Raw genomic sequence first — 23459 nt, forward strand, 5'->3', positions numbered from 1 at the left:
CGTGTGTCCGAGCCGGACACACGCTTGATAGTGATTCGGAGCACAACCCGGGGCGGATTGGTTCCCCCCACCATCACCCCGGAACGCCAGCACCCACAGTTTCGGGGCGCTTATCCTCACTGTAAGCAGGAAACCGCTCCGCTGGATAGCCTTCTCATGTGACAAATGAGACACGTGATACTCATAGGTAGGTTTGAACTGCCAAAAGGCGGTTCGGGCAGACGGGGTAACTGGCGTCCAAGGTGTGGTGCAGAAGTGACCGGCCACCACTGGCAAGAGAGGTTTGGGGTATGACCATTTCTGAAGCGGACCGCCATGTCGGGTTCCTATTGGTTGCAGCGCGCAAGCAGAAGCAGAGTGATCTTGAAGCACTCCGCGATCGCCTTATGCAGCAGATGTTCGATACCCGCCGAGCGTGTGAAGACGTTGATGCCCTGTACGCCGGTAGCGGACCCGGTCAGGTCCAGAGGGTGCACCCCGATCAGGAACACGCCCAGTGGGTGCTGTGCGCGGCGGTGAAGGACATCGAGGACGTCGACGTCCTGCTCCAGCAAGCACGAGAAGAGAAATAGATCACTTACCATCAGGTGAAGCCCAGCCGGTGGGCGTAGGGTCTTAGCTATCCTCACGTGCGAGTGACTGATGGCCGGATTTTTTCCCGGTCGAAAGCGTCGGAGAACACAAGCGGCCTCCACCGGGTGTTCTCCGGCGCTTTTGTCATGCAACCACCCCGAGGCGTTCGGGACTGGCAGGGAAGCCTCAAAGAATGAGACATCGTCCTCCGCTCCGCTTGCCACCAGTCTTATGAGAGGGCCAATCCTTAAAGGGGTACGTGACGAATGTCATGTGGCGGAGGTTTTCTGGCAATGGTGCGTCGACTTGACTGAGGCACCGGACGTTGTCCCCCTAAGCGCCTCGCCGGAGGGTTTTATCATGATCTCAAGCAGAAAAGTTCTCAGCGTCGCTTTCACCGCAGCCCTGGTCGGGGGAGCAGGAATCGGATCCGCCGGGGTAGCGGTCGCCGCCCCCGGCCAGGTTTCCCAGGCAGTACCGGCCATGACTACCGGGCAGATGTCCATCAGCATCGATAACTTCGTGTTCTCCGGGCCGGGCACGGTCAACCCGGGCGGCGAGATCACGGTCACCAACAACGACACCGAGATCCACTCGGTCACCGCTGATGATGGGTCGTTTGATATCAGCATTCCCGGCGGGCAAAGCGCGACCTTCACTGCCCCCAGCGGTGCCGGGAGTTACGGTTTCTTCTGCAAATTCCACGGCAACATGACCGGTACCCTGACCGTAGGCGCCGAAGCCATGGCCCCAGCCCCCGCAACCCCCGCCCCGGCGGCACCAGCTCCCGAGGTCGCAGAGTCCAAAGTTCCGGATTCCGGCAGCGCGGGACACAGTGGAATGGACCAGATGGGTGCTGTTCCCAAGGGCGGCGCCGACACCGGAGTGATGAACGAAAGCACCAGCGAGGGATCAGTCGTTCTTGCTCTGGGTGGGGGACTGGCCCTCCTGGCCGCAGCCGGTGGAACCTACGCCGTCCGTCGCCACAACCACACCAACTAACCAGGTCACTAACCGGCTCAACAGTCCACCATCCATGTTCAACGGGCTCACTATTTTTGGGGAGAAACCATGAAATCACGTCACGGAATATCAGCTTTGATGCTCGCCGCGGTCCTCACCGCTACCACCGCGTGCGGGTCCGGCGCTGAGCCCAGCGGCTCGGAGGCGACCAGTATGGCAAGCGAGGCCGCGGCACCGGAATCAGCGGCGGCCACCACCGGCGCCGGCACCTCCTCATCGGGGTCGGCCTCAGCGGAAGCAGCACCGGCGGAGGAGGCCGTAATCACCATCACGGACTTCGAGTACATGATGCCCGAAACCATTACACCCGGCGCCACGGTGACGGTCATCAACGAAGACGACGCCCCGCACACGGTCACCGCCGAAGACGACGGCGGGTTCGACGTCGATGTTCCCGCCGGTGAAACCGTGACCTTCACCGCGCCGGAGGAAGCCGGCGAGTACGCCGTGATCTGCACCTATCACCCCGAGATGTCCGCCACCCTGGTCATCGGATGAGTAAGGCAGGCCGCGCGGTCGACAACAACAGGGCTGGACCCGCCGCCGAACACGGCTCAACGAAGGGGCAGCGTCGTCATCGATCGGGAATGATTGCCCTGCGGGTGCTCATCGCCGCAGGACTGATCGTCAGCGCGGTCATCCATTTCCAGCTCGCCCCCGGCTTCCAGCAAGCCTATCCAGGCGGCATTGGTGGCGGTAACCTCTTCCGGATCCAGGCCGTGGTCGCCGTCCTCGCTGCTTTATACATCCTGATTCGGGGAGACCGCCCCTCCTATGCGGTCGCTGCGGTAGTGGCGCTTTCAGCGCTGGCAGCCGTGGTGCTGTACCGCTACGTCCAGATCCCGGCCATCGGACCGATCCCCTCCATGTATGAACCCATCTGGTACGCCAAAAAAACCCTCACCGCAGTAGCAGAAGCCATAGCCGGGAGCCTCGCCATCATCGGCTACGCACTCCTGCACCGGCGTCAAAAGAACCGGTAGCTCGCACTACCGCGCCACTCCCGAAGTGCGCCCGCTCCACTGCAACTTGGAAGTTGCAGGGCACATTAGCGCGAATGTGCCCTGCAACTCGTTCCCAACGCGGACGTTTCCGCACGGCAATTCAGGACACAGCAGGTAGTGAATCACCTGCGGTGAAGTCCCGTACTAGTTGGGTGGGCGGACTTCGGCAAAACCGAGACCTTCCGCAGGTTGGTTCCGTAGGTCTCGATTCGCGGATGGAGGCGGCCTAGTGGTCCGTGTGGCTCCGGTCCTTGGTGCGGGTCAGCAGAAGCGCCAGGGCGATCATGCCGATGCCCAGGAATAAGTGCAGCCAGTTGTCGGCGTCGTTGAGTGGCACGAAGTTCAGTGCGGAGTCCATGTCGATGAGCAGTCCGTACACCCAAAGCACCAGATAGATGATCCCGCCGTAAAGCAGGTAGGAGCGGGCTCCGCCGATCGTGCGCGCCAAGGCGACGCCGGCGACGCCGAAGAGCAGGTGGACGATGTTGTGCAGGATCGATACCTGGAACAGGCCTAGAAGCAACGCACCGGATTCATGGCCTGCAAGGCCTAGTTCGTCATACGGGGCTGTGATGCCGGGAATGAATCCAAGGACGCCGACGAGGAGAAAAACCGCCCCCACGGCCAGTGCCGCTTTTTGAACATTTGTTTTCTCTCCCGAACGGGATGAGTGCGTATTCGTCATGATGCTCCTGTAACAGATGGTAATCGAGTGAAATCTGATCGTAACTGCCTCCCGCGCACTATCAGGGAATCAAGACATTGATGTCGTCGATTAATGAGCCTATAGATGGGGCGTCAGGTGTGCCTGTCCTCTCCAGTGTGCTTACTGGTGGTGGTGAGGTGAGACGTTATGCCACACGGCATTGATGAGGTTGCACTGGTCAGGCTGGGGGCGAAGCTACGTCGTTTTTCACATCGCGCGCAATTGACAGCATTTCCGCCCACGTAATTCCATGGTCTTTGCCCCAGTGAATAGTTACTGATTCCTCAAGTTTCGCCGCGAGGGCGGGCAGCTCCGTTCCCGCCGCAGCCGGCCGGATATCCCTCGTCGCACGCGCCAGAGCGGCAATCAGATTTTGGGAAGCACGCTCACTCATCAGTGTTTCCTCCATCCGAACCCACGGTCAGAAAAGGCTTCGAACTAGAAGAACTTCATGATCCGACGCTGACCGGGCCGGATGGCCCCAATGATAGGGGACAGGTCTGGCTCGGACACAGGTCTGAGCCGACTCCCCAGTCGAGGGTGCAGGGCGGGGGCGGTGTCAGTTCGGATGTCGGAACGAGCGGTAACTCATCAGACCTCGCCAGCGATCTGGTATCGAGGCTCCGGAAAAAAGAATCCGCGAGCAGACCATCGGTCGCCTCAACGAACGAACGAGCTTTGCGGCGATTGCGGACGCTACCGGGCAAGACAATAATTAGCCGCATGCTTATCAAGAAGCAGTACCCCATGGTGGGCTCGATCGTCCGGGGCATGGTGGCAGGTGTTGCCGGAACCGTAGTGATGACGGCCTTCCAAAAGTTCGTCGAAATGCCTTTGACCGGGCGTGAAACCAGTTACGCACCGGCGGATTTCGCCGAACGGATTCTGCCTATTCATCCGAGGTCTCAACAGGGACGCGAGCAGCTGAACTTGGTCACCCACCATGCGCTGGGAACCATGTGGGGTGCGGCCTACGGCGTCACAGCCCATACTGGCCTGCATGGTGCCAAAGCGATCGCCGTCGTTTTCCCCGTCGTTTACACCGGTGATGTTCTGCTCAACACAGCACTTGGCCTGTACAAACCCGGGACCTGGACCGCGGAGGACTGGACTGTGGACCTCATCAACAAATTCGTTCAAGCAGCAGCAACCGGCGTGCTCTACGACAACGTTTTCCGGCCGACCAAGACCTTTTAAACTTGAAAAACGATCCTCGGAAGTCAACCAAGGAGGCCCGTCGCGCGGCTTCCCACCGAGCTATGCCGCTCTCCTTTCGTGCCTGGCCATGGCGGTCGTAGAACAATCATTTTTAGGTTCGTCCGCCGCAGCTTCCACTAATCCGAATTCAAAACCAATTAACGTTCACTAACTATTGCAAGTGCCCTCGGGCCCACTTACATTGAGGACACAGCGATTACTCAGGGCGTCCTCAGAAAATTTGAGCTAGTACCCGGTTGTGATCAGCGGTTCATAGTGTTCTGTTCGCGGCGCCCTCCTTCAGAGGACGCCGCTTGCGTGTGGGGTCGCGAGCTGAGCCGTCGGGGATAGCCCGGGGGATACTACGTGTTTCAGGAGACGCACAGACATGACCGTTACAAAAAAATGGGTTGCTGCCGGTTCGACCGCAACCCTCCTCGCCGGTGGACTGTTCCTCGGCGCTCCGATGGCTTCCGCTGCACCGGGCGACGCTGCCTGCTTGCAGGCCTCGACTAAGTTCAACGCGGCACTTGGTGCTGCGGGGATCGACGTCGTCTTCGTGAACCAGCTCGAACTGGCCACCGCGGCTGTCGTCGCCACCGCCGAGAACCTCGAAGTCGTCAGTCAGGCGGCTCTGACCTCCGAAGCAGCAGTTACTGCTGAAGCGCAGCTTCCCATAGCCGAAGGAGCCGTGATTGCTGCGGAGGAGGTCGTGCTCGGAGCTGAGGCTGTGTTGGTTCAAACTGAGGCAGACGCGCTCGTGGCGGATCCCGAAGCAGACCCGAATCAGAATGAAGCAGTTATCGCAGCCCAGCAAGGTCTCCTCGGTGCTCAGGCCGATCTTGAAATCGCCGTTGCGGACGCCGAGGTAGTTTTTGCGGCGTACGAGGCGGCTGTGTACACGCCCGAAGTACAGGCTGCGGAAGCAGCTTTCATCGAGGCCTCTGAGGAGGCCGGAGCATTTGTCGCCTTACTCGGTGGTGACGATGCCGCTGCGGCTGAAATCCTCGCGCTCTTCAAGGCATTTCTCGCAGCATGTGACGCCAGCGCGATCGGCGTCGATCCCGTCACACCGGTCACGGTCCCCGCCCCGGTCGCTCCGGTTATCACCCCGGCCGCCCCGGTCACCCGGGTCGCTCCGGTTGCCAAGGGCGCCCCGGTCGCGCCCGTTGCTACCAACAAGGGCCTGAACGTGCAGACCGCCGTAGTCGGTGAGGATAACAACGGAGCAGCCGTTGCACTCATCGCTGCGCTGCTGGCCGTCGGCGTCGCAGTTCCCGCCGCTACGGCTGCCCGGATGCGCCGCCTGGAGCGCGCACAGAGCTAGTACGCCGGCCGTCCCGGCTTAGGGCTCGTGGTTTCCGACCGTGGGTTTCCGAGCCGGGACAGTTCCCTCAACTCCGAACTCAGGACAGCGTTGCCCATGGATCAGCCCCGTATCTCCGACGAGCCCGTCGATCAGCAGCCGGATGGGCCGTCGCAGGAGTCCAAGCGCAAGCGGCCGGGCAAGCGCTGGATCGCACTTCCATGTATCGCGGCCGCCCTGCTCGCGATCGCGGTGTCGGTTTTGCCTCCGGACTCCACTGGAGCACCATCCGCGGCACCGTCATCGAGCACGCTTTCCGCCGTCGCGACCCCGCCGGCCGCCGTGACCTCCGGCACACCCACGGTCACACCCGGAATGACGGCGGCCAAGCCTTCCGCGCCAGCTGCCCCCACGGCGGATCCGGGGCCGGCCGCATCCCAGCCAGTCGGGCTCTCCTTCGCTGCCGCCGGGATCGACATGGCGGTCCTTCCCCTGACGCCGAGCGAAGCGGACCTCGAATCGCAGTCCCTGGTGCCGCCCCTGACACTCGATGCGTACTGGCTCACGCCCTACGGAAGCCCCGGGGCCGGGTCGCAGAACACCACTTACATCGCCGGGCACAGCTGGGACGGCAGGGAGGCGCCCTTCAACAGGCTCAGCAATGAGGCACTCCTTGGAACGGAGTTCGCCCTCACCACGGAGACAGGAACCATCACCTACATCGTCGATCAGGTCATCACCCACGACAAGGACACGCTGAAGGACAGCGAAATCTGGAATATCGTCCCCAACCGCGTGGTCCTGATCAGCTGCTACACCGAAGATCCGTGGGGAAAGAACGTCGTCGTCACGGCCATGCCCAAAGCCGCTTGACAGCAACCAAGGCTCTCGCCGGTCGCGCCACAAACTCACAGCCGGCAAGCCGATCAGCGGGTTCAGGCGTTGGTTGCAACGATGGGATGGCGGAGCGCACGCTCGTACGCATATCGGTCGAAGTGGAACGGACCCAGGCCGGCGAGGTCCACCTGTGGACGGTCTTGAGCTCTGTCCTTCGGGCTCCACCCGACCACAGGTGGACCCACCAATCGCCGGCTCCCTCACTTTGGTGCAACCGAGTCCGTGCCCATCGCCACTATTAGTCCTACGATATCCAAGCGTGCACGGCTTACCGTCATGCGGCGTAGAGGAGGCTGCGCGCGTCCACCGCTTCCTCGTGATGAAATTTCCGCGTCGGTGGGTGTGTGCAGGTGGGCCCGCGGTTCCTGCTGTCCAGGTGTTCGCGGGAAAAGCAGCGGAGCGTGGGGGGGCTTCTACCGTGCCCAGATGATGGCCACCCGAGCCACACCCCTGTGTCCAGGACTTCACCCGCCTACCTCGCTGCAATGGCCGCGGAAACATGAGGCGGTATTCCCAGGTCGACGGGTGTCCTCATCTGCTCAAGCGTGCTGACGACCGGGATGTATCCGAATCGCGCGGACGCGTGCGCAGTCCCTGGCCTGGTGTTCGCTGTCCGTTCTCGTTGGGTATTCACACAGGCATTTCCGGGTTGGGAGTTACCTATTGGGCTTACGGTAGGCACGCCCTAGGAGTACTTCGATGCCGGGTTGCTCTGACTTTCCTGGATCTTGATGCCGTCGCCGTCGCCGTCGCCTTCGGTTGATCGAGCCGGACCGCGGCGATGCCTGTTGCACCGCCACGGTCCATTGGGTTGTCTACTTGCGGCAGTCGGCGTCTCCGGTGCATTCGCGCACCAGCTTCATCACCACGCCTTCGCTCATCTCTGCCCCGCCGGACTTGTTGGCCAGTATGTAGAGCTCTCCGGCCATGTCCTCGCCAATGCCGAGGACGAACAGGTTGATGTGTCCATTCACCAGATTGAAAACGTTCGGGGTCCGGTCCTCGGGATCCGCGCGGTCGTCCTCAACTACGTACATCACCCGTCCGTTGCCCGAGTTGAATCCGTCGGAATAGTCCCCGAAGACATAGGTTCCGTAAAGTTCGGGTAGTTCATCCCCCCGGTAGACGAAGCCACCGATGGAGGCTACACCTTCGTCGTGGTCGTACTGGGCCACCGGATCAATCAGATCGGCAGGCTGTCCCGGTGTGTTGGCGAACACAAATCCGTCCGAGGCAAAGCCTTCCAACTCCGTGCCGTTGGGGTTGAATTGGAAGGTGCCTTCTTTGACGCGCCAGCCGTAGTTCCCACCCTGCTGGATACGGGCATCAACCTCTTCAATGTGGTTCTGACCCACGTCGGCGGTCCAGATTTCTCCGGTACCACCCAGGTCCGTCCGGTCTGAGGAGGCCCGGAACGGGTTGCGGAATCCGTACGCGTAGATTTCCGGGTCGGCGGATACCAGTGGATCCATCCGCAGGATCTTACCCAGCAGGTTGTCGGTTCGTTGCGCGTTACCTGGACCTTCATGACTGATGCAGGGCCCTTCACCTGCCAGGCCCGTTTGGGCGTTCTGGTCGTCGGCGCAGCCACCATCCCCAGTGGTGATGTAGAGCAGGTTGCTGTCGTCGGGGCTGGTTCCGAAGAACAGAGCACCTCCATTGTGATTGAACTGCGGCTCTTCGATGGTGAGAAGGACTTCGGAGCTTGCTGCTGTCAGCTGCGGCCGCACCAGGGGGTCGGCGAGTGGGGTCGGCATGGTCCATTTTCTGAGTGTGGCCAGATGGTTGGGCTGCTGGTCGGGGGTCGATGCCGTACCTGGGATGGGTTCGGACGTCATGGTGTAGAGCAAACCGTTGCTTTCGTAGTCGGGGTGGAACGCGACGCCGAGGAAGCCGCGCTCGTCTCCTTCGGGGATCAGCGGGACGAGGAGTGGCCCGGTATCGAGTACCTGATGCTTGTTTCCGTTTTGCGTATCGATTGCCCAGAGGGGACCGACCTGATCGACAACAAACAGGAAGCCGGGCAGGCCTGGGGCGTAAGTTCCCCAGTTCGGTGCGGTGAGGCCGTCTTCCTCGGTGAGTGTCTGCAGCTCAAGCTGGATGTCGCCGTTGTCGATGTGGCCGGCAATGGGATCGTCGATTGCTTCATTTGCATTCGGTGCATCGCTGGCGCTGGCGCCGCCCAGCGAGATGGTGATAGCCAAGGCGCAGAGGGTGCTGAACATGACCGCGGTGAAACGGTGTCGGGATTTCTCGCTGGCGTGCATTTCGATCGCCTTCCTTTGGCGAATCTGAAACTCCCCCCACAAGTTTGATGGGTGATGAGGGCGGTCGGAACCGCTCCAGACATGACCCCGTCCTGACATCGATATTGTTTCGATATCGATACGAACCCGGGGTTGCATACGAACCACGTTAGGCGTAAAACCTTACGCCGAAAGGGAACCGTTATGTAGAGGTATTTGACAGGGGGGAGGGACCCGGCGGGTTCCCTGTGGGCCGGGAAGTTGGGTACTTGAGGAACCAACCCCGCAACGACGGGAGGCATGGACCAATGGGCCCTATTGCCACCGGCGGCGCCGACACCGGAGCGAGGAATGAAGGATCCAGCGACGGATCACTCATCGCCCTCGGAAAAGGACTGGTCTTTTTGGCCGCAGGGAGTGGAACCTACGCCGTCCGCTTCCACAACCATGCCAATTAGCCGGGCCAACAGTTGAAGCTGCGCCAGGCCGCAGACGAGATAGTTCGCCCTCATCCCGTTGGGGCCCGTTCTGGTGCTCCGGTTACTTACCAGCAAGATCATGACCGGAGTCGCCGTGAACGACGTGATTCGGCAGGCCCGCGGAAGGACGACCATCCATGATGACCAATCCCTGTGCAACCCGGGAGGACTGGAGTACATTGCCCAATACGGGTTCTGTTTAGTGCGTGTTCCACAAGTTTTGAGCCTCGTTGTCCAAACCGGGAACCCCGTCATAGGTTCGATACCGGTCACGGATGGATGGTCTCACGCATCAGGATGCCCTCGCTGAAGAAGACGGCACAGGGAGCGGCGTTCTCCGTCGGGTCACCAGGACCCTAGGGTGAGGACATTGACATGTTCAGAAATAAAAGGTGTGTTGCTATCACGGCCATTTTGCTGGGCTCCCTGCTGCCTGGCATGATCCTCATAACCCCTGCAGTAGCTGCTGTTTCCGTTTCCAGGGCGGAGGTCAGCAGTTCAGCTCTGCGGATCGAGGGGACCGCTATCGCTTCCCGCGACATCAGTGTGGATAACGTGGTGATGGGCCGCAGCGACAGCTCGGGAAAATTCCGCATCGAGCGTAGTCCGTACACAGCACCCGCTGATTGCACTGTTGATCTACGGGACGGCTCAACGACAGTGACCACCAGGACACTGTCCGGGTGCACCGTGACGCAACCGCCGACGTCCGACACCACCGCTCCGAGCACACCTACTGGCCTCACCTCAACGGTCTCAGGTGCTACGGCGAATCTCGTGTGGACAACCAGCAGCGACAACGTCGGCGTAGCCGGGTATCGCGTAACACGAAACGGAACCCTGCTTGCGGGCACTGTCACCGGTACGTCCTTTTCCAACTCAGGCCTGGCGGCTGGAACCTACACCTACACCGTGGCAGCCTTCGACGCCGCCGGAAACTACTCGATTGCAAGCAACAGTGCATCAGTGACAGTTCTTACACCAACATCGGATACCACCGCTCCCAGTGCGCCCGCTAACCTGACAGCGACACTTTCCGGCACCACCGCGGACGTTGGCTGGACCGCCAGTACGGACAACGTCGGCGTTACCGAGTACCGGGTGACCCGTAACGGCGTCATGATCACCACTGTGCTCAACACCTTCTATAACGACAGCAACCGCAGCCCCGGAACCTACACCTACACGGTGGCTGCAGTCGACGGTGCGGGCAATGTTTCGTCGGCCAGCAACAGCGCGTCGGTGACGGTGCCAGAACCGCCGGCCACGGATACCACCGCCCCTTCGGTACCGACAAATCTGGTAACCACTGTTGTCGGCTCTACGGTCAGCCTCAGTTGGGAAGTCAGCACGGATGACACCCGGGTGACCGGTTACCGGGTCAACCGTGACGGGGTCCTCCTGGGCACTGCGGATTCGGCAAGTTTCACCCACTTCGGCATTGCCGCCGGCACTTATACGTACACCGTGGCCGCCTTCGACGCCGCCGGGAACACGTCCGCCGTATCCGGCAGCGCTTCAGCCACGGTGACAGCCTCGGAACAACTGGCCTTCCTCACTCCGTTACAGATGCCCGATGCCACGGTTGGACAGGCCTATCTGGGTTATATCGTATGCAGCGATCCGCCGGGCCCCTCGACGTTCCAGTTCAAACTGGCCTCCGGCAGCGTTCCGAACGGAACCCGCTTCGTCAGAAACACCCTTGAGAACAGGCCCGAGGCCAGAGTCACTGGCACACCGACGAGGGCCGGGACGTTCACCTTCACCGTGGAGGTCAGGGACAACACCGGCGCGACGGCGCGCAGGACCTTCACGATAAGGGTCCTGCGCGCATAGCCGGCGTTAACCGGAGACACGCTTGGCGGATCGCTGACGCACGGACCGAGAGTCCCTCATCACGAGGATCCCTCCGTCGCTGCCGGCGTCCGATGGTCGATCCTTCGCAGACGTACGACGGGGGCCGAAAGCTGCCTATGCCGCAGTTCGGGATGTGAACCAGAAGGCGGGGCCGTGGGCCCCACCTGGTTCAGGGGCGACCGGCGGGTACGTAGTCGGGGAACGGTGTCAGGCGGCGTTGCTGGGCCGGCCCCATGGCCCGGTGACTGCGAGGGTGAAGCCGGGGGACTGGATGTTCACGAAGAGCGTTTCGCCGTTGGAGCTGAAGGCGGGTCCGCAGAACTCACTGTCGTTGAAGTCGTTGCGTGCCAGGGGGTAGGCCTTGCCTTCAGAGGTCACGCCGACGAGATGGGATACACCGTTGCCGTCTTCCGCCAGGATCAGCCCACCGTGTGTCGAGACGGTGATGTTGTCTGGTCCGTCGAAGTTGCCGTTGTCCTGGTCAGGGTTCTGGTTGACGCCGAAGATGGTTTTGAGGGTGATGGTCTGGCTGGAGGGGTCGTAGAACCACACCTGGCCGTCGTGTTCGTTGACGCTGCCATCGCCGAGGCGGGCGAAACTGGCTACGAAGAACACCCCGTTGTCCCCCCACCACTGGCCTTCGAGCTTACGGGAGCGGGTGATCTGGTTGTTGGTGAATTGCTTGCGCACCGACACCGCGGCGGCATCACGTTCGGGCACGTCGATCCATTCCACCTTCAGCCGGGTGCCGACGGTTGTTGCTTCCGAGAGATCCGCGATGTGCTGGCTGCCGCGGTAACAGCTCATGGCCTGGAGCTGGCCTGCAGTGTCACCTCCGGGGGACAGGGAAAGTTCACGCAGCGCGTTCTTGCCGGGAACGAAGCCGGCAGGCGGTACCCAGCGGAAGTACAGGCCGTTGGGGTTTCCGGCGTCTTCGGTGAGATAAATGATGCTGGTGGCCGGGTCCACTGCTACGGCTTCGTGGGAGTAGCGGCCCATGAACTTCAGTGGGACGGGACTCTTGCCGATGTTGGCTTCCCTGCTGGTGGGATCCACCTCGAACACATAGCCGTGGTTCTTGGTGCGTCGGCCCTGCCCTGCCCGGCTTTCCGTTTCCTCGCAGGTGAGCCATGTTCCCCATGGCGTGATTCCCCCGGCGCAGTTGTTGTCGGTGCCTGCCAGGCTGGTGTATTGGTCGAGGCGGTTGCCGGTCCGATCCACCGTGATGGTGGAGGTACCGCCGATAGCGCCGGAATCGTAGGTCACACCCTCGATGACGGGAACGGGGAAAGGTTCGTTACCGCTGTTCTCGTGGTTGGTCACCAAGACGGAACCGCCGTTGTTGGTGGCGAAGACGCCCATACCATCAGGGTCCGAGGGATGAACGCCATCCGTCGTTGGTGTTTGTCCCGAGCGCGCGATGAGCTTGTAGGAAAAACCGTCAGGCAGGGCGAGAATGCCCTGCGGGTCCGCGATCAGGGCGCCGTAACCTGTCGCTGTCCGGGTAGTGGCGGCTGCGGCTGGGCGGATGAAGGCATCGAGACTGCCCGATCCCGCGAAAACGAAACCGAGACCGGTTGCGGCAGAGCCGCCAAGGAAGTTACGGCGCGAAAAGGATGGATTCATGAATGTCTCCAGATGGGGTGCGATTGACCAGATGGTCTACCGACACCGTCGCAGTCGTAAACGTCTCCTTCTAGACGCTCACTCATTGCTTTGGTGAACAATCAGCGAACACGGGACTGTTCGCGCGTGTGGTTACCCGGCGACGCGCGCTCAGTCGACGTCGTCCGATGTTCACCCGGGCGCCAGCGGAGGTCACCCTGCTGCTCACCTCGACTTTCTAGCGTTGAAGGGCCACAAGCCCCCTGAGAGAAGTTGATGATCATGTCCTTCGCCCGGCCCTTCGTCCTGTTGTTTGTCTGCTCGTCTGTTGCTGTCTCCGTTGCCGTTCCGGCGAATGCATCCCAGGCAACGGGTGACGTCGTCCTCGGCACGCCGCGCGCGGCAGCGCACGCCCATAATGACTATGAGCACGACCGCCCATTGTCCGATGCTCTTGAACACGGTTTCACCAGTGTTGAGGCCGATGTGTGGCTCGTGGATGGTGAACTCCTCGTGGCCCATGATCTGGAAGATGTCACTGCCGGTGTGACGCTTGAGAGCCTCTACCTTGATCCGCTCGACGACCTGGTGGATGGCAGGGCCGGCAGCGTCTACCCGGGGTGGGACGGTGAGTTCCAGCTGCTGGTCGACATCAAGGGTGACGCCGAGCAGACCTACGCCGCCCTTGAAACCGAACTCGACGAGCACCGCTCCCTGCTCACGCGTTTCAGCAACGGCAAGGTGAAGCCGGGTGCGGTGAGTGTCGTCGTCAGCGGCAACCGCCCCCTGGCAACGATGACCGCCGACCAGCAGCGCTCCAGCTTCTACGACGGACGCGCGAGCGACCTGGGATCGGCCCTGCCATCGAGCCTCATGCCGCTGATCAGCAGCAACTGGAACCAGCTCTTCACCTGGCAGGGCGTGGGCGAGATGCCGCCCCCTGAGCGCGGAAAGCTCCGGGCCTACCTCGCCACCGCCCACGAGCAGGATGCACGGGTCCGGTTCTGGGCGACTCCGGACCTACCCGGTGCGGCGCGAGAAGCCCTCTGGTCGGAACTTGCTGATGCGGGCGTCGACCACATCAACACCGATGACCTCGAAACCCTCGAACAGTTCCTCGCCACGCGCAAGTGACCCCCCAGCACCCAGCCGGCCCGCAGCGTGGCCCTCTGATTAGAAGCCGTCTCCCTCGGAGTAAGGACTGTCGATGCGCGATGATGTCGTTGACCCATCCCATCTGCGCGGGGACGGGGTTTGGCAGTGTCCCCAGCAGCGCATCCCTCGCGTGAACTCGCACGGGGAGACCTGGTTCGTGAAAGAACCAGCAATTCCACCGGGACCAACCGTTACCTCACGGCAACTCGCCGAGGGCAGCCTCTGTCGGCTCTCCTACGAAAGCTTTCTCACGTGATGGGAATCAACGGCCTTGAAGCGATTGTGCTCGGCCTGCTGGCAGTTCTCATTCTGGGACCCGAGAAGCTCCCGGAGTACGCCGCAGGTCTCGCCCGCATGGTTAAGTCATTGCGGCAGCTCGCCAGGGGAGCTCAAGACCAGTTCAGGGAAGAGCTGGGCGACGACCTGACCGATGTGGACTGGCGCAGGCTCGACCCTCGACAGTACGACCCCCGCTTGATCATTCGGGAAGCGCTCCTCGAGGACTTCCCCGAACTGACCGACATCCCGCTTGCGGCTCAGGGGAAACCACCGATGCAGACAACCAATCCCACGAAAGGCGTTTCCTCATGAGGCTCGAAGGCTGGCACATTGTCATCATTATCGTTCTAGCCATCCTGTTGTTCGGTGCACCGAAGCTTCCGAGCCTGGCCCGCAGCGTCGGCCAATCGCTGCGGATCTTCAAGTCCGAGGTGAAGCAGATGAAGGATGAGAACAAGTCCGACGACGGCGCCGAGCCGACCGTCGAGGGCAGGATCGTGGACCACACGCCCTCTTCCGGAACGTCTCCCGGGACGGCTTCGAACCAGCCGTATAACGCGCCGAGTGCCACCGGATCCCCGGTCCCACCGAACCAGGGCAACTCCCCGACGCACACCCAGTAACGCAGGTGGCCAGCGCGAAGGGGCGAAACGCCAATCCTGAAGGGCGGATGGCCCTCAAGGAAACTCGAAACCGGAGGCTTACGATTACGCGGCGAAGCAGGCCGGGCAGGCCGTCGACCGTTTGCTGCTTGTCGCTGTGCACCCCTAGGACATCCGCCGCACTAGCGCCGCCGGCCTCCACACCGCACCGATCAACCACACCGGGACTTCCTGCCCGTCCTGATTTGACCGCACCGGATATCGAAGCCGAAGACCAGGTAGCACTCGCAGGGAAGCTCAACGGAGCGGACAGGTAGGCAATCGGGAGGGTTACCGGCGGGTGCCTGTGCGGATTTGGAGGTGCCCGCCGCGTGCGGATGCGGCTTGTATGTCGTCGCAGTCGCGTTCGACTCCGGTCCAGGGGTGTGCGGTGATGTCGGCTCCGCCGAGGCGGCATGCAACCCGGGCGAGTGGGGTTGCGAGGGAATAGACACCGGTGGGGGCCTGCATGTCCACCACGGACATGGAAGCGCCGGGAGAGCTCAGAAGGATCATGTTGGTCCAGGCGGTTTCCCAGTCCGCCATGAGGGACAGGGCATAGGTCGCCAGTGCAGCCTCCGAATGCTCGCGCCCTCCCTGAACGGCGATGCTGGCGCATATGTCAGCCGGTGTGAGCGTGGTGGCGTCCGCTTCGATGAGGATAATGTTGGTCCAGCGATTGCGGGTGGCTTTTCGGCGGGCCTGGGCAAGCATATCCGGGCTGCGGTCGATGCCCACGATCCTGCCTTCGGGTCCGATCCGTCGGTGGAGGAGCCCGAAATTCAGTCCGGTCCCGCACCCGATGTCGAGGACCTGGTTTCCAGGTTGCAGCCCCAGGGAGTCGATGCCGAGTTTCCTGCCCGCCCGATACACGGGCCATTCGGCGGAGAACAGGTCGTACAAGGGTGCGAAGCTGCGGTATTTCTCGGCGATCAGAATCACTTCCAGAATGGGAATGGACAACGGCGGGGTAGGCCGCGGTGCCTTTAGCTTATGGTGAAGAGAAATCAGCAGGACTCGACTGACGAGGTAGGAATTGATGGAACGCACGGATGGGATCATCGATTTGCTGGTGGTCGGTGGTGGTACGGCCGGGATCGTGGGAGCAAAGACCGCGGCCCGGCTCGGTGCGAACACGGTCCTGGTCGAATACGCCCGCACGGGTGGGGATTGTCTGTGGACGGGGTGTGTTCCGTCCAAGACTCTGCTCTCCGCCGCGAGGAGCTCGGCGGCTGAGCGTGCCCTCGGTGGCCGTGGAGCGGCTTTCGCAGAGGTGCGGGCACGCATCGCGCAGGCCATCGCTGCCATCGAGCCCGACGATTCTCCGGCGTCGCTGGATTCCGTCGGTGCGTCAGTTCTGACCGGTACAGTCCGGTTCACGGCTCCCGGTGAAGCCGACGTCGACGGGAGAACGGTCCGCTTTCGGCAGGCGCTGATTGCGACCGGCAGCGCACCCCTGGTGCCCCCGATTCCCGGCTCGGCGAAGGCACACGTGGTGACATCGGAAACCGTATGGGATCTAGAGGAACTTCCGCAGCGCCTGGTAATCATCGGGGGAGGCCCGATCGCCTGCGAGCTGGGGCAGGCTTTCGCCCGGCTCGGCTCGGCCGTGGTGATGCTGGTGCGTTCGGAGATCCTACCGAAAGAGGACCGCGACGCCGCGGCGATCGTGCGGGACAGCCTGCAGAAGGACGGCGTGGAAATCGTCGAAGGCGTGGAGACCGAATGCATCAGCACGGTTCCCGAGGACGGCAACAGCAGCGGTGGCGATCCGCGAAGCGTCGTCCACACCAGTGGTGGACGCGTATTCGATGCTGACGTCATCCTGATCGCTGCAGGTCGGAAGGCCCGCACCGAAGGACTGGGGCTCGAGCATGTAGGCGTGGAGTGCGACTCCGCCGGTCACGTGGTGGTGGATTCAGGAATGCGCACGTCCAACCCAAGGATCTGGGCGGCGGGAGATGTGACTCCGCACCCCGACTTCACCCACCTGGCAGGGGTGTATGCGAGCACCGCAGCGTCCAATGCCGTCCTGGGCGTACACCGGTCGGTCAGCACCATCGTTCCCCGGGTCACCTTCACCTCTCCCGAGGTTGCCGCCGTCGGCGCAACCACGGCTGAGGGCAAGGGTCAAACCATCTCGACCGTTCTGCACGCCCATTCGGATCGGGCTATCACCGAGGGGCAGACTTCGGGCTTCACCCGCCTGGTGATCGGCAAGGGCGGGCGGATTCTCGGGGGAACGATCGTGGGACCCCGGGCCGGGGAATCCCTGGGCGAACTGACGCTTGCCGTGCACCAGAAGCTCACCACCCGGGACCTCGCCGGTGTCACCCACCCATACCCCACGTTCAACGACGCCCTGTGGAACGCGGCCATCGCCGATGCCCGGACGGCGCTCGAATCGCCTCTGGTCCGCACCGCGATGACCGGCCTGGTGAAATTCAACCGCTGGCGCAACCGGCGGTCCTGAACCCGACTCGACGCTCGGGGGCGGAGGCAGAGTCGGGGAGGGGATGTCAGCGCAGCAGCCGGTAACCGGCCACGATCCGCTGCGTGGCGCTGACCAGGACCAGGAACGCCCACACGGAAGCGATCTGCCAGGCCGCAGCTGGAAAGAGTAGCCAGACACTGTGAATCAGGACGGTCTCCGCGCCCTCGGCCAGGCCGCCCAAGAAGGACAACGAGCGACCGTCATCGATCTGTCGGCCGCTTTTCTCCGCGAGAGAGGAGTAGGCCAGGAACACGCTGCCGTTGATGTAGTAGGCGAACAACACCAGCAGGAAGGGAAGCCATGGGGCGCCAAAACTTGCGGTAGCTCCAATGGCTACCCCGACCACTGTCGCGCCGTAGACCACGAAATCGGCGGAGATATCCCAGAACCCACCCTGCCCCGCATCCGCTCTCGCAGTCTCTAATTGCGCCCTCCGCCGTGAAAGTGGCCCGTCGAGTCCGTCCGCGACCCGGCAGAGCAGCCAGGCGGCAAGGGCGGGGAACCATAACTGTCCGGCTGCGAGGCCGGCACTGGCAAGCCCGAGGACAAGGTTGAGCCCGGTCAGGCGGTTCGGGGTGATCCACGGTACGTCCAGACGGGCCGCAGCGTTGTCGAGCGCGGGTGCGAGGAGAAACCGAAGGCGCGTATCAAACACGGGGTGCCTTGTTCTTGCGCCTCGACCGCACGGCGACGATCAGCCCCGCAAGGGTGAGCAGACCGAGGGCCGCCGCGGCCGCCTGCGCCGGCCAACCGAACTCAAGGCCGAAAGCACCGAGCGCGAGGAAACTCACAGTCCCAGGAAGAATTCCGAGCATCGTACCCCAGAAGTAGGGCCACCAACCCAGGGCGGTAAGTCCGGCGGAGTAGTTGATCGCGGTAAACGGCAGCACCGGGACGAGCCGGACCCCCACAACGGCGGGAAACCCGCGCTTGCTGAGCACGGCGTCGACTTTTTCCACCCGGGTTCCGGTGAATTTCTCGACAGCGTCGCGGCCCAGGGCGCGTCCCAGCCAGAACGCCGCGGACGCGCCCAGCAACGCCGCACAATAGACGATCGCCAGCCCGGGGCCGAAACCGAACAAAACCCCGGCGGCGATGGAGAGCACGTTCTTGGGAACAGGCGCGAGGGTCAGGGCGGCGTACCCGGCAACGAAGCCCACCGGACCCCACCAGCCGGCCTGCTCCACCAGCGCGCGCAGTTCCTCCGTGTCCGGGATGGGCACGGTGAGGACCACCACTGTCGCCGCCACGACGATCACCACCAGCAGCAGGACCCGCCGGAGCGGGGTAAGGAACGGCGCGCGGCGACGCGCGTGGTCTTCCTGCATGCTCTCCTACCATCGGCTGCCCGGCCTGGCCCGTTCGGTCGCCGGACTCGCTTCGAGGATACTGGAAACAGCATCCCCAACAGTCCAAGGACGCCCATGACCCGCTCTTCCGCTCTAGTACGACGACGCCTTGCAGCCCTGCCCGCGGCCGCAGCAGGGCTGACACTGCTGCTTACCTCATGCTCGGGAGCTACCGCCGGAGCGGCAGAAACTTTCGCGAGCTTCGACGAGGTTCAGGCGGAGGCGGAGGGCCAGACCGTTGATCTGTGGATGTACGGGGGAGATGAGCAAGGCAACGCCTACGTGGACCAGCGCCTCGTCCCGGCAGCCATGGAGCAGGGAATCACCCTCCGCCGCGTGCCGATCACGGATACCCAGGACGCGGTGAACCGTGTGCTCAGTGAGCGTCAGGCTGGGCGCGATGACGGCTCGGTGGACCTGGTCTGGGTCAACGGCGCCAACTTCAGCACCGGGTACCAGTCCGAGGCATGGCGGTGCGGGTGGACCGGCCTGCTGCCGAACATGGAGTACACCGACCAGGCGGACCCGCTGCTCCTCAACGACTTCGGAACCCCGGTGGAGGGGTGTGAAGCGCCCTGGCACAAAGCGCAGTTCACTTTCTTCTACGATTCGGAATCCATCACCGACCCGCCGACCTCGTTGCAGGGCATTCTGGACTGGGCCACAGCGAACCCGGGCCGCTTCACGTATCCGGCACCCCCGGACTTCACCGGTAGCGTTTTCCTCCGCGAGGTTCTCCTTAGCGCGGCAGGCGGGGCCGACCAGGTACCTCTGGAGTACAGCCAGGAAGCATTCGACGAACACGCCCCCGCCGCGCTTGAAGCGCTGAGCGAGGTGGCGCCGTCGCTCTGGCGCGAAGGCCGCACCTACCCCCGCGACGAGCAGGCCCTGAACACCCTCTTCGCCAATGATGAGGTGGACATCGCCATGACCTACGGACCGGCTACGCTCACCGACCTCGTGGCCTCCGGTGCCCTACCGGAATCCACGAAGGTCCTCACGCTGGACGAGGGTACGGTAGGCAACGCGAGTTTCCTTGCCATCCCGGCGAACGCCGCTGATGCAGCTGGGGCGATGGTCGTGTCCAATATTGCCCTGTCGCCGGAACAGCAGGCAGCAAAGGCCGACCCCGAGGTGTGGGGACAGTTTCCGGTGCTCGACATCGGCCTCCTTCCACCAGCACAACAGGACCTGTTCGAGCAGTTGTCCGAGTCCCCGATCGTGCCGGACTATGAGGAACTTTCCGGCAACGCACACGGTGAACTCGCCGCGGAATGGGTGCCGGCCCTGGATGAGGCCTGGCGGCAGGACGTCGCCTCCATCCGATGAGCAGAGGCCCAGGTTCTCCCGCCACCACCGGGCAGGCGGTACTTTTCGCACTGCCCGCGGTGCTCCCGGTTCTGGTGGTCCTCGGCGTCTCATTGACCGCGGCCGTGCTGCAGAGCCTGGGGTTGATGCCGTTTTTCGGGCCACCGAGCCTCAGCGTCGAGGCGTGGACCGGCAACACCGGTGAACTGTTGCGCGCCACCGGGCTTTCCCTCTACATCGCTACTACCGCTACCGTGTTCTCCGTGTGCATCGGCTTCCTGATCGCCGCGTACGTCCTCGCGGCTCCGCGAATGGGGCGGATCGTAGCAGGCTTGAGCGCCGCGACCATTCCCATCCCCCACCTGATCGGTGCCGGTGCCATCGGGCTGCTGCTCTCCGACAGCGGATTTCTGGAACGGCTGCTCGGCATGCCCGACGCATTTCCCGTGCTGGTCGCCGGGGACTGGTGGATCGCCGCGATCACGGAATACGCCTGGAAGGAATCGGCGTTCGTGGCGCTGGTGGTGCTCGGCAGCATCGCACGCTCAGTCGGGGAGCTGTGTGATGCCGCCGCGACCCTCGGCGCGACTGCGAGGCAACGGATCCTCCGGGTGGTGCTGCCACTGGCCCTGCCGTCCCTGGCGGTCTCGGCAGTGATCGTCTTCGTCTACACTCTCGGCTCCTACGAAGCCGTCTGGCTGCTGGGTCCCACCTCCCCGGAACCGTTGCCGGTGCGCGCCGTGCGGCTTTTCGGGTCCGTGGACCTGGCTGCCCGGCCACAGGCCATGGCCACGGCCCTGGTGTCCGTGACCGTCGGTGTGGCCGCCATCCTTGCCGGGATCCTGGTATTGCGGCGAGTGAGGGGATTCCGATGATCCCCTCACTGCAGCCCGCATCGGCATCGATGCGCCGGACCCTCCCCGGCGGCACACCGCTACGGATGGTCCTGGGGCTCCTGATCGTCGGATGGATCCTGCTGCCACTGGTTCCGGTGCTCCTGTGGTCCGTCGCCGGTTCATGGTTTGCGCCGGCTGTCCTCCCGTCGTCGTACTCACTGCAGGGCTTCTCCGCGCTGGCCACCGCGGATGCTGCCCGCGCCGCCGCGTCATCGCTCTACCTGGGGGCTGGGGTCGCCGTGACCGCAACACCGCTGGGCTACCTGGGAGCAATCGCTGCTCGAGAATTACCCGCTCTTCCCGGCCGAGCCGTGGAGCTGGTGCTCCTGGCGCCACTGGCCATTCCACCGTTCGCGCTGGTCATGGGCGTCAACGTTGCGCTCCTGCGCCTGGCAACGCCGCCGTTCGCCGGCGTCGTCCTGGTGCTCGCGGTCACAGCCCTGCCCTACACGGCGTTCATGTTCCGCAGCGCCCTGGCAACCTACGACCATCGCTTCGAAGAGGTCGCACGCTCCCTCGGCGCAACCACCAGCCAGACAGTCCGCCATGTCCGGTTGCCGCTACTCGCCGGTGCCACCGCCCGTGCGTTCTTCCTCGCGTTCCTGGTGGGCTGGGGCGACTACATCACCACGCTGCTCATCGGCGGAGGCCAGCTCCTCACGCTGCCCATGCTGCTGGGGTCCGCTGCCTCGGCCACCGGTAATGAACAGCTCACCGCAGCACTGTCCCTGGCAATCATCGTGCCGCCGCTCGTGCTGCTGGCAGCACTTACCCTGCCCACCGGCATCTGGAGGAAGCAGTGAGTTCCAGCCTGGAATTCAAGGACATCTCGCGTTCCTTCGGGGAAACCAAGGTGCTCCACGAAGTGTCGCTGATCGTCGAACCTTCCCGCTGCGTCGCCCTGCTCGGGGCGTCAGGGAGCGGAAAATCCACGTTGCTGCGCATCGCTGCCGGACTCGACGACCCCTCGTCTGGGCAGGTGGTGGTGGATGGCGGGAATCTTGACGGCGTTCCAGCGGAGAACCGGGGTATCGCCCTGGTGTTCCAGAAACCGCTGCTCTTCCCGCACTTGAATGTGGTGGACAACGTGGCGTTCGCCGCCAGGATGACCGGACAATCGCGCAAGGATGCTCGCCGCCACGCCATGGCCTACCTTGAACTGGTGCATCTGGCGGACTTCGCACACCGCTCCGCCGGACGGCTCTCCGGCGGCCAGGAACAGCGCGTGGCCCTGGCCCGGGCGCTGGCACGAAATCCTCGCATCCTCCTACTCGATGAGCCCTTCAGCTCGCTGGACTCACGCCTGCGGGACGACATGTACTCGCTGATGGAGGATATCCGGGCCCAACTCGCCCCCACGATCGTCCTGGTGACCCATGACCGCCGGGAAGCCTCAGCCCTCGCAGACTCCATCGCTGTCCTGGACGAGGGCCGGATCCTCCAGCACGGTCCCGTCGCCCAACTGCACTACCAACCAGCCACGCTGGCGGTCAACCGTATCCTGGGCGGACTCAACGCCCTTCCCGGGCACGTAACCGGCGGCGTTCACCACTCCGTGCTCGGCCGGATCCGTGTGCAACCCGGCATGACGAGCGGGCCTGCTTTCCTGGTGATGCGGCAGGAAGCGATCCGGATCGTGGTGACCGGGGAGGGGGCGGCGGTCGGATCCGTGACCGGGCTGAAGTCGCTGGGCGCTCACGCCTTGGTCCGCACCGAGGTCACCGGAGACCACGGACCATCCGAGACACTCACCATCGACGTCGCAGGCGACCCCGGGGTGGCCATGGGGCAGGTGGTAGGCCTGCAACCGGTCAACGACACCGGATGGGCCGTCACCCGGTAGAGGTCATCGGGTAGCGGTAGGAGTCGGGGTTGGTTCGCGGTGCCAGGGCGGTGCGCTGAGGAGGAAGACGGTGGCGGCGATCGTCACCCCGGCGGCAAAAATGGTGTCCAGATGGGTCGACAACGCGGTGCCGTTGTACATGGTGATGCCCACAGCCAGCAGTGATCCTGCCAGAAGAATGAGCGCGACCCAATGCTGGCGGCGCAGTCCCACCACAACCAGCAGGGCGGGAACCGCGAACCAGATTATGCTCGCCGATCCCATTGAACTGATCTGACTGATCACGTTGCTACTGCCCGGTATCGCGGCGACAAGGGGGCGGAAGAACATCGAAGCGCAGTGCAGAATCAGCCCCAGCACACCCACAACGGTCAGGCCAACATCCAGTGGGGTCAATCGTCGTGCGAAGCGCTTAGCGGGTAAACCGGGTAGCACCAGCCGAAGGACCAGCAAGGCAACGGCGACGCCGGCGACGGTCAGGACAAACTCGAGTGACATGGGTTCACCCTAAAGGGGCACCGCCAGCCGAAGTGTGTCCTGGATTGCAGAACTCTCATCCACCCCCGGCCTAGCATCCTTCATGTCAGCGGTGGAGTACAGC

25 protein-coding genes are annotated in these 23459 nt (G+C 63.2%); 17 read left to right on the top strand and 8 right to left on the bottom strand.

The window, feature by feature from the left end; genetic code table 11:
• Positions 1-290: 290 nt before the first annotated feature.
• The 4 genes from IWX75_RS13160 (at position 291) to IWX75_RS13175 (ending at position 2579) form a co-directional block, all read left to right on the top strand.
• Positions 291-572, top strand: coding sequence for a hypothetical protein (locus IWX75_RS13160; RefSeq protein WP_196822709.1), 282 nt, complete (start codon positions 291-293; stop codon positions 570-572).
• Between the two features lie 361 nt (positions 573-933).
• Positions 934-1575, top strand: a complete 642-nt coding sequence (locus IWX75_RS13165) for a cupredoxin domain-containing protein (protein ID WP_196822710.1) — start codon at positions 934-936, stop codon at positions 1573-1575.
• 69 nt (positions 1576-1644) lie between these two features.
• On the top strand, positions 1645-2094 hold the full coding sequence (locus IWX75_RS13170; protein ID WP_196822711.1) for a cupredoxin domain-containing protein: 450 nt from the start codon (positions 1645-1647) through the stop codon (positions 2092-2094).
• Positions 2091-2579 (top strand): hypothetical protein, encoded by a 489-nt coding sequence (locus IWX75_RS13175; RefSeq protein ID WP_334684341.1) that lies wholly within the window; start codon positions 2091-2093, stop codon positions 2577-2579. The genes IWX75_RS13170 and IWX75_RS13175 overlap by 4 nt, the downstream gene beginning before the upstream one ends.
• A gap of 247 nt (positions 2580-2826) precedes the next feature.
• Here IWX75_RS13175 and IWX75_RS13180 read toward each other — a convergent pair whose 3' ends face one another.
• A complete protein-coding gene (locus IWX75_RS13180) occupies positions 2827-3285 on the bottom strand; it encodes a DUF4383 domain-containing protein (protein WP_196822712.1) in 459 nt (152 codons plus the stop codon).
• 199 nt (positions 3286-3484) lie between these two features.
• Positions 3485-3700, bottom strand: a complete 216-nt coding sequence (locus tag IWX75_RS13185) for a hypothetical protein (RefSeq protein ID WP_196822713.1) — start codon at positions 3698-3700, stop codon at positions 3485-3487.
• Between the two features lie 353 nt (positions 3701-4053).
• On the opposite strand from IWX75_RS13185, the gene IWX75_RS13190 reads away from it, so the two are divergent.
• The 3 genes from IWX75_RS13190 to IWX75_RS13200 all read left to right on the top strand — a co-directional run bounded on the left by IWX75_RS13190 (position 4054) and on the right by IWX75_RS13200 (position 6682).
• The gene (locus IWX75_RS13190; RefSeq protein WP_196822714.1) at positions 4054-4503 is read left to right on the top strand and encodes a hypothetical protein; all 450 of its coding nucleotides are present in this window, start codon (positions 4054-4056) and stop codon (positions 4501-4503) included.
• 388 nt (positions 4504-4891) lie between these two features.
• A complete protein-coding gene (locus IWX75_RS13195; RefSeq protein ID WP_196822715.1) occupies positions 4892-5830 on the top strand; it encodes a hypothetical protein in 939 nt (312 codons plus the stop codon).
• 96 nt (positions 5831-5926) lie between these two features.
• Positions 5927-6682, top strand: coding sequence for a class F sortase (locus IWX75_RS13200; RefSeq protein ID WP_196822716.1), 756 nt, complete (start codon positions 5927-5929; stop codon positions 6680-6682).
• 839 nt (positions 6683-7521) lie between these two features.
• On the opposite strand, the gene IWX75_RS13205 is transcribed toward IWX75_RS13200, so the two are convergent.
• Positions 7522-8973 carry a PQQ-dependent sugar dehydrogenase gene (locus tag IWX75_RS13205; protein WP_196822717.1) on the bottom strand — a complete coding sequence of 484 codons (1452 nt, stop codon included), beginning with the start codon at positions 8971-8973 and terminating at the stop codon, positions 7522-7524.
• Positions 8974-9260: 287 nt separating this feature from the next.
• On the opposite strand from IWX75_RS13205, the gene IWX75_RS13210 reads away from it, so the two are divergent.
• Together IWX75_RS13210 and IWX75_RS13215 are read left to right on the top strand one after the other, a co-directional pair.
• Complete coding sequence (locus tag IWX75_RS13210) at positions 9261-9410, top strand: hypothetical protein (protein ID WP_196822718.1); 150 nt, start codon at positions 9261-9263, stop codon at positions 9408-9410.
• Between the two features lie 459 nt (positions 9411-9869).
• On the top strand, positions 9870-11267 hold the full coding sequence (locus IWX75_RS13215) for a putative Ig domain-containing protein (RefSeq protein WP_196822719.1): 1398 nt from the start codon (positions 9870-9872) through the stop codon (positions 11265-11267).
• A 228-nt stretch (positions 11268-11495) separates the two neighbouring features.
• Here IWX75_RS13215 and IWX75_RS13220 read toward each other — a convergent pair whose 3' ends face one another.
• Complete coding sequence (locus IWX75_RS13220; RefSeq protein ID WP_196822720.1) at positions 11496-12914, bottom strand: alkaline phosphatase PhoX; 1419 nt, start codon at positions 12912-12914, stop codon at positions 11496-11498.
• A gap of 255 nt (positions 12915-13169) precedes the next feature.
• Here IWX75_RS13220 and IWX75_RS13225 point away from each other — a divergent pair, with 255 nt between their 5' ends.
• The 3 genes from IWX75_RS13225 (at position 13170) to tatA (ending at position 14950) form a co-directional block, all read left to right on the top strand.
• Entirely contained in the window at positions 13170-14027 is an 858-nt protein-coding gene (locus IWX75_RS13225) for a phosphatidylinositol-specific phospholipase C/glycerophosphodiester phosphodiesterase family protein (RefSeq protein ID WP_334684342.1), read from the top strand.
• Between the two features lie 276 nt (positions 14028-14303).
• Positions 14304-14639: a twin-arginine translocase TatA/TatE family subunit gene (locus tag IWX75_RS13230; protein WP_334684358.1), complete on the top strand. Its 336-nt coding sequence runs from the start codon at positions 14304-14306 to the stop codon at positions 14637-14639.
• Positions 14636-14950, top strand: coding sequence for a Sec-independent protein translocase subunit TatA (gene tatA / locus IWX75_RS13235; RefSeq protein WP_196822722.1), 315 nt, complete (start codon positions 14636-14638; stop codon positions 14948-14950). Before IWX75_RS13230 ends, tatA begins: the two co-directional genes overlap by 4 nt.
• Before the next feature lie 309 nt (positions 14951-15259).
• Here tatA and IWX75_RS13240 read toward each other — a convergent pair whose 3' ends face one another.
• Complete coding sequence (locus IWX75_RS13240; protein WP_196822723.1) at positions 15260-16018, bottom strand: class I SAM-dependent methyltransferase; 759 nt, start codon at positions 16016-16018, stop codon at positions 15260-15262.
• On the opposite strand from IWX75_RS13240, the gene IWX75_RS13245 reads away from it, so the two are divergent.
• Positions 16008-17441 carry a dihydrolipoyl dehydrogenase family protein gene (locus IWX75_RS13245; protein ID WP_196822724.1) on the top strand — a complete coding sequence of 478 codons (1434 nt, stop codon included), beginning with the start codon at positions 16008-16010 and terminating at the stop codon, positions 17439-17441. The genes IWX75_RS13240 and IWX75_RS13245 overlap by 11 nt on opposite strands.
• A 46-nt stretch (positions 17442-17487) precedes the next feature.
• Here the strand turns inward: IWX75_RS13245 and IWX75_RS13250 are convergent, their stop codons facing one another.
• Both IWX75_RS13250 and IWX75_RS13255 read right to left on the bottom strand, forming a co-directional pair.
• Positions 17488-18117 (bottom strand): CDP-alcohol phosphatidyltransferase family protein, encoded by a 630-nt coding sequence (locus IWX75_RS13250; protein ID WP_196822725.1) that lies wholly within the window; start codon positions 18115-18117, stop codon positions 17488-17490.
• Positions 18110-18790 (bottom strand): TVP38/TMEM64 family protein, encoded by a 681-nt coding sequence (locus IWX75_RS13255; protein WP_196822726.1) that lies wholly within the window; start codon positions 18788-18790, stop codon positions 18110-18112. The genes IWX75_RS13250 and IWX75_RS13255 overlap by 8 nt, the downstream gene beginning before the upstream one ends.
• A 96-nt stretch (positions 18791-18886) precedes the next feature.
• On the opposite strand from IWX75_RS13255, the gene IWX75_RS13260 reads away from it, so the two are divergent.
• The 4 genes from IWX75_RS13260 to IWX75_RS13275 are packed head-to-tail and all read left to right on the top strand — an operon-like array spanning position 18887 to position 22858.
• Positions 18887-20140 carry an ABC transporter substrate-binding protein gene (locus IWX75_RS13260; protein WP_196822727.1) on the top strand — a complete coding sequence of 418 codons (1254 nt, stop codon included), beginning with the start codon at positions 18887-18889 and terminating at the stop codon, positions 20138-20140.
• Entirely contained in the window at positions 20137-20994 is an 858-nt protein-coding gene (locus IWX75_RS13265) for an ABC transporter permease (RefSeq protein ID WP_196822728.1), read from the top strand. The genes IWX75_RS13260 and IWX75_RS13265 overlap by 4 nt, the downstream gene beginning before the upstream one ends.
• Positions 20991-21818, top strand: coding sequence for an ABC transporter permease (locus IWX75_RS13270; protein WP_196822729.1), 828 nt, complete (start codon positions 20991-20993; stop codon positions 21816-21818). Before IWX75_RS13265 ends, IWX75_RS13270 begins: the two co-directional genes overlap by 4 nt.
• Positions 21815-22858, top strand: coding sequence for an ABC transporter ATP-binding protein (locus IWX75_RS13275; RefSeq protein ID WP_196822730.1), 1044 nt, complete (start codon positions 21815-21817; stop codon positions 22856-22858). Before IWX75_RS13270 ends, IWX75_RS13275 begins: the two co-directional genes overlap by 4 nt.
• A gap of 3 nt (positions 22859-22861) precedes the next feature.
• Here the strand turns inward: IWX75_RS13275 and IWX75_RS13280 are convergent, their stop codons facing one another.
• On the bottom strand, positions 22862-23356 hold the full coding sequence (locus IWX75_RS13280) for a hypothetical protein (protein WP_196822731.1): 495 nt from the start codon (positions 23354-23356) through the stop codon (positions 22862-22864).
• Between the last annotated feature and the right edge of the window lie 103 nt (positions 23357-23459).

The organism is Arthrobacter sp. CAN_A6, assembly GCF_015751715.1.
Taxonomy (GTDB): Bacteria; Actinomycetota; Actinomycetes; order Actinomycetales; family Micrococcaceae; genus Arthrobacter_D.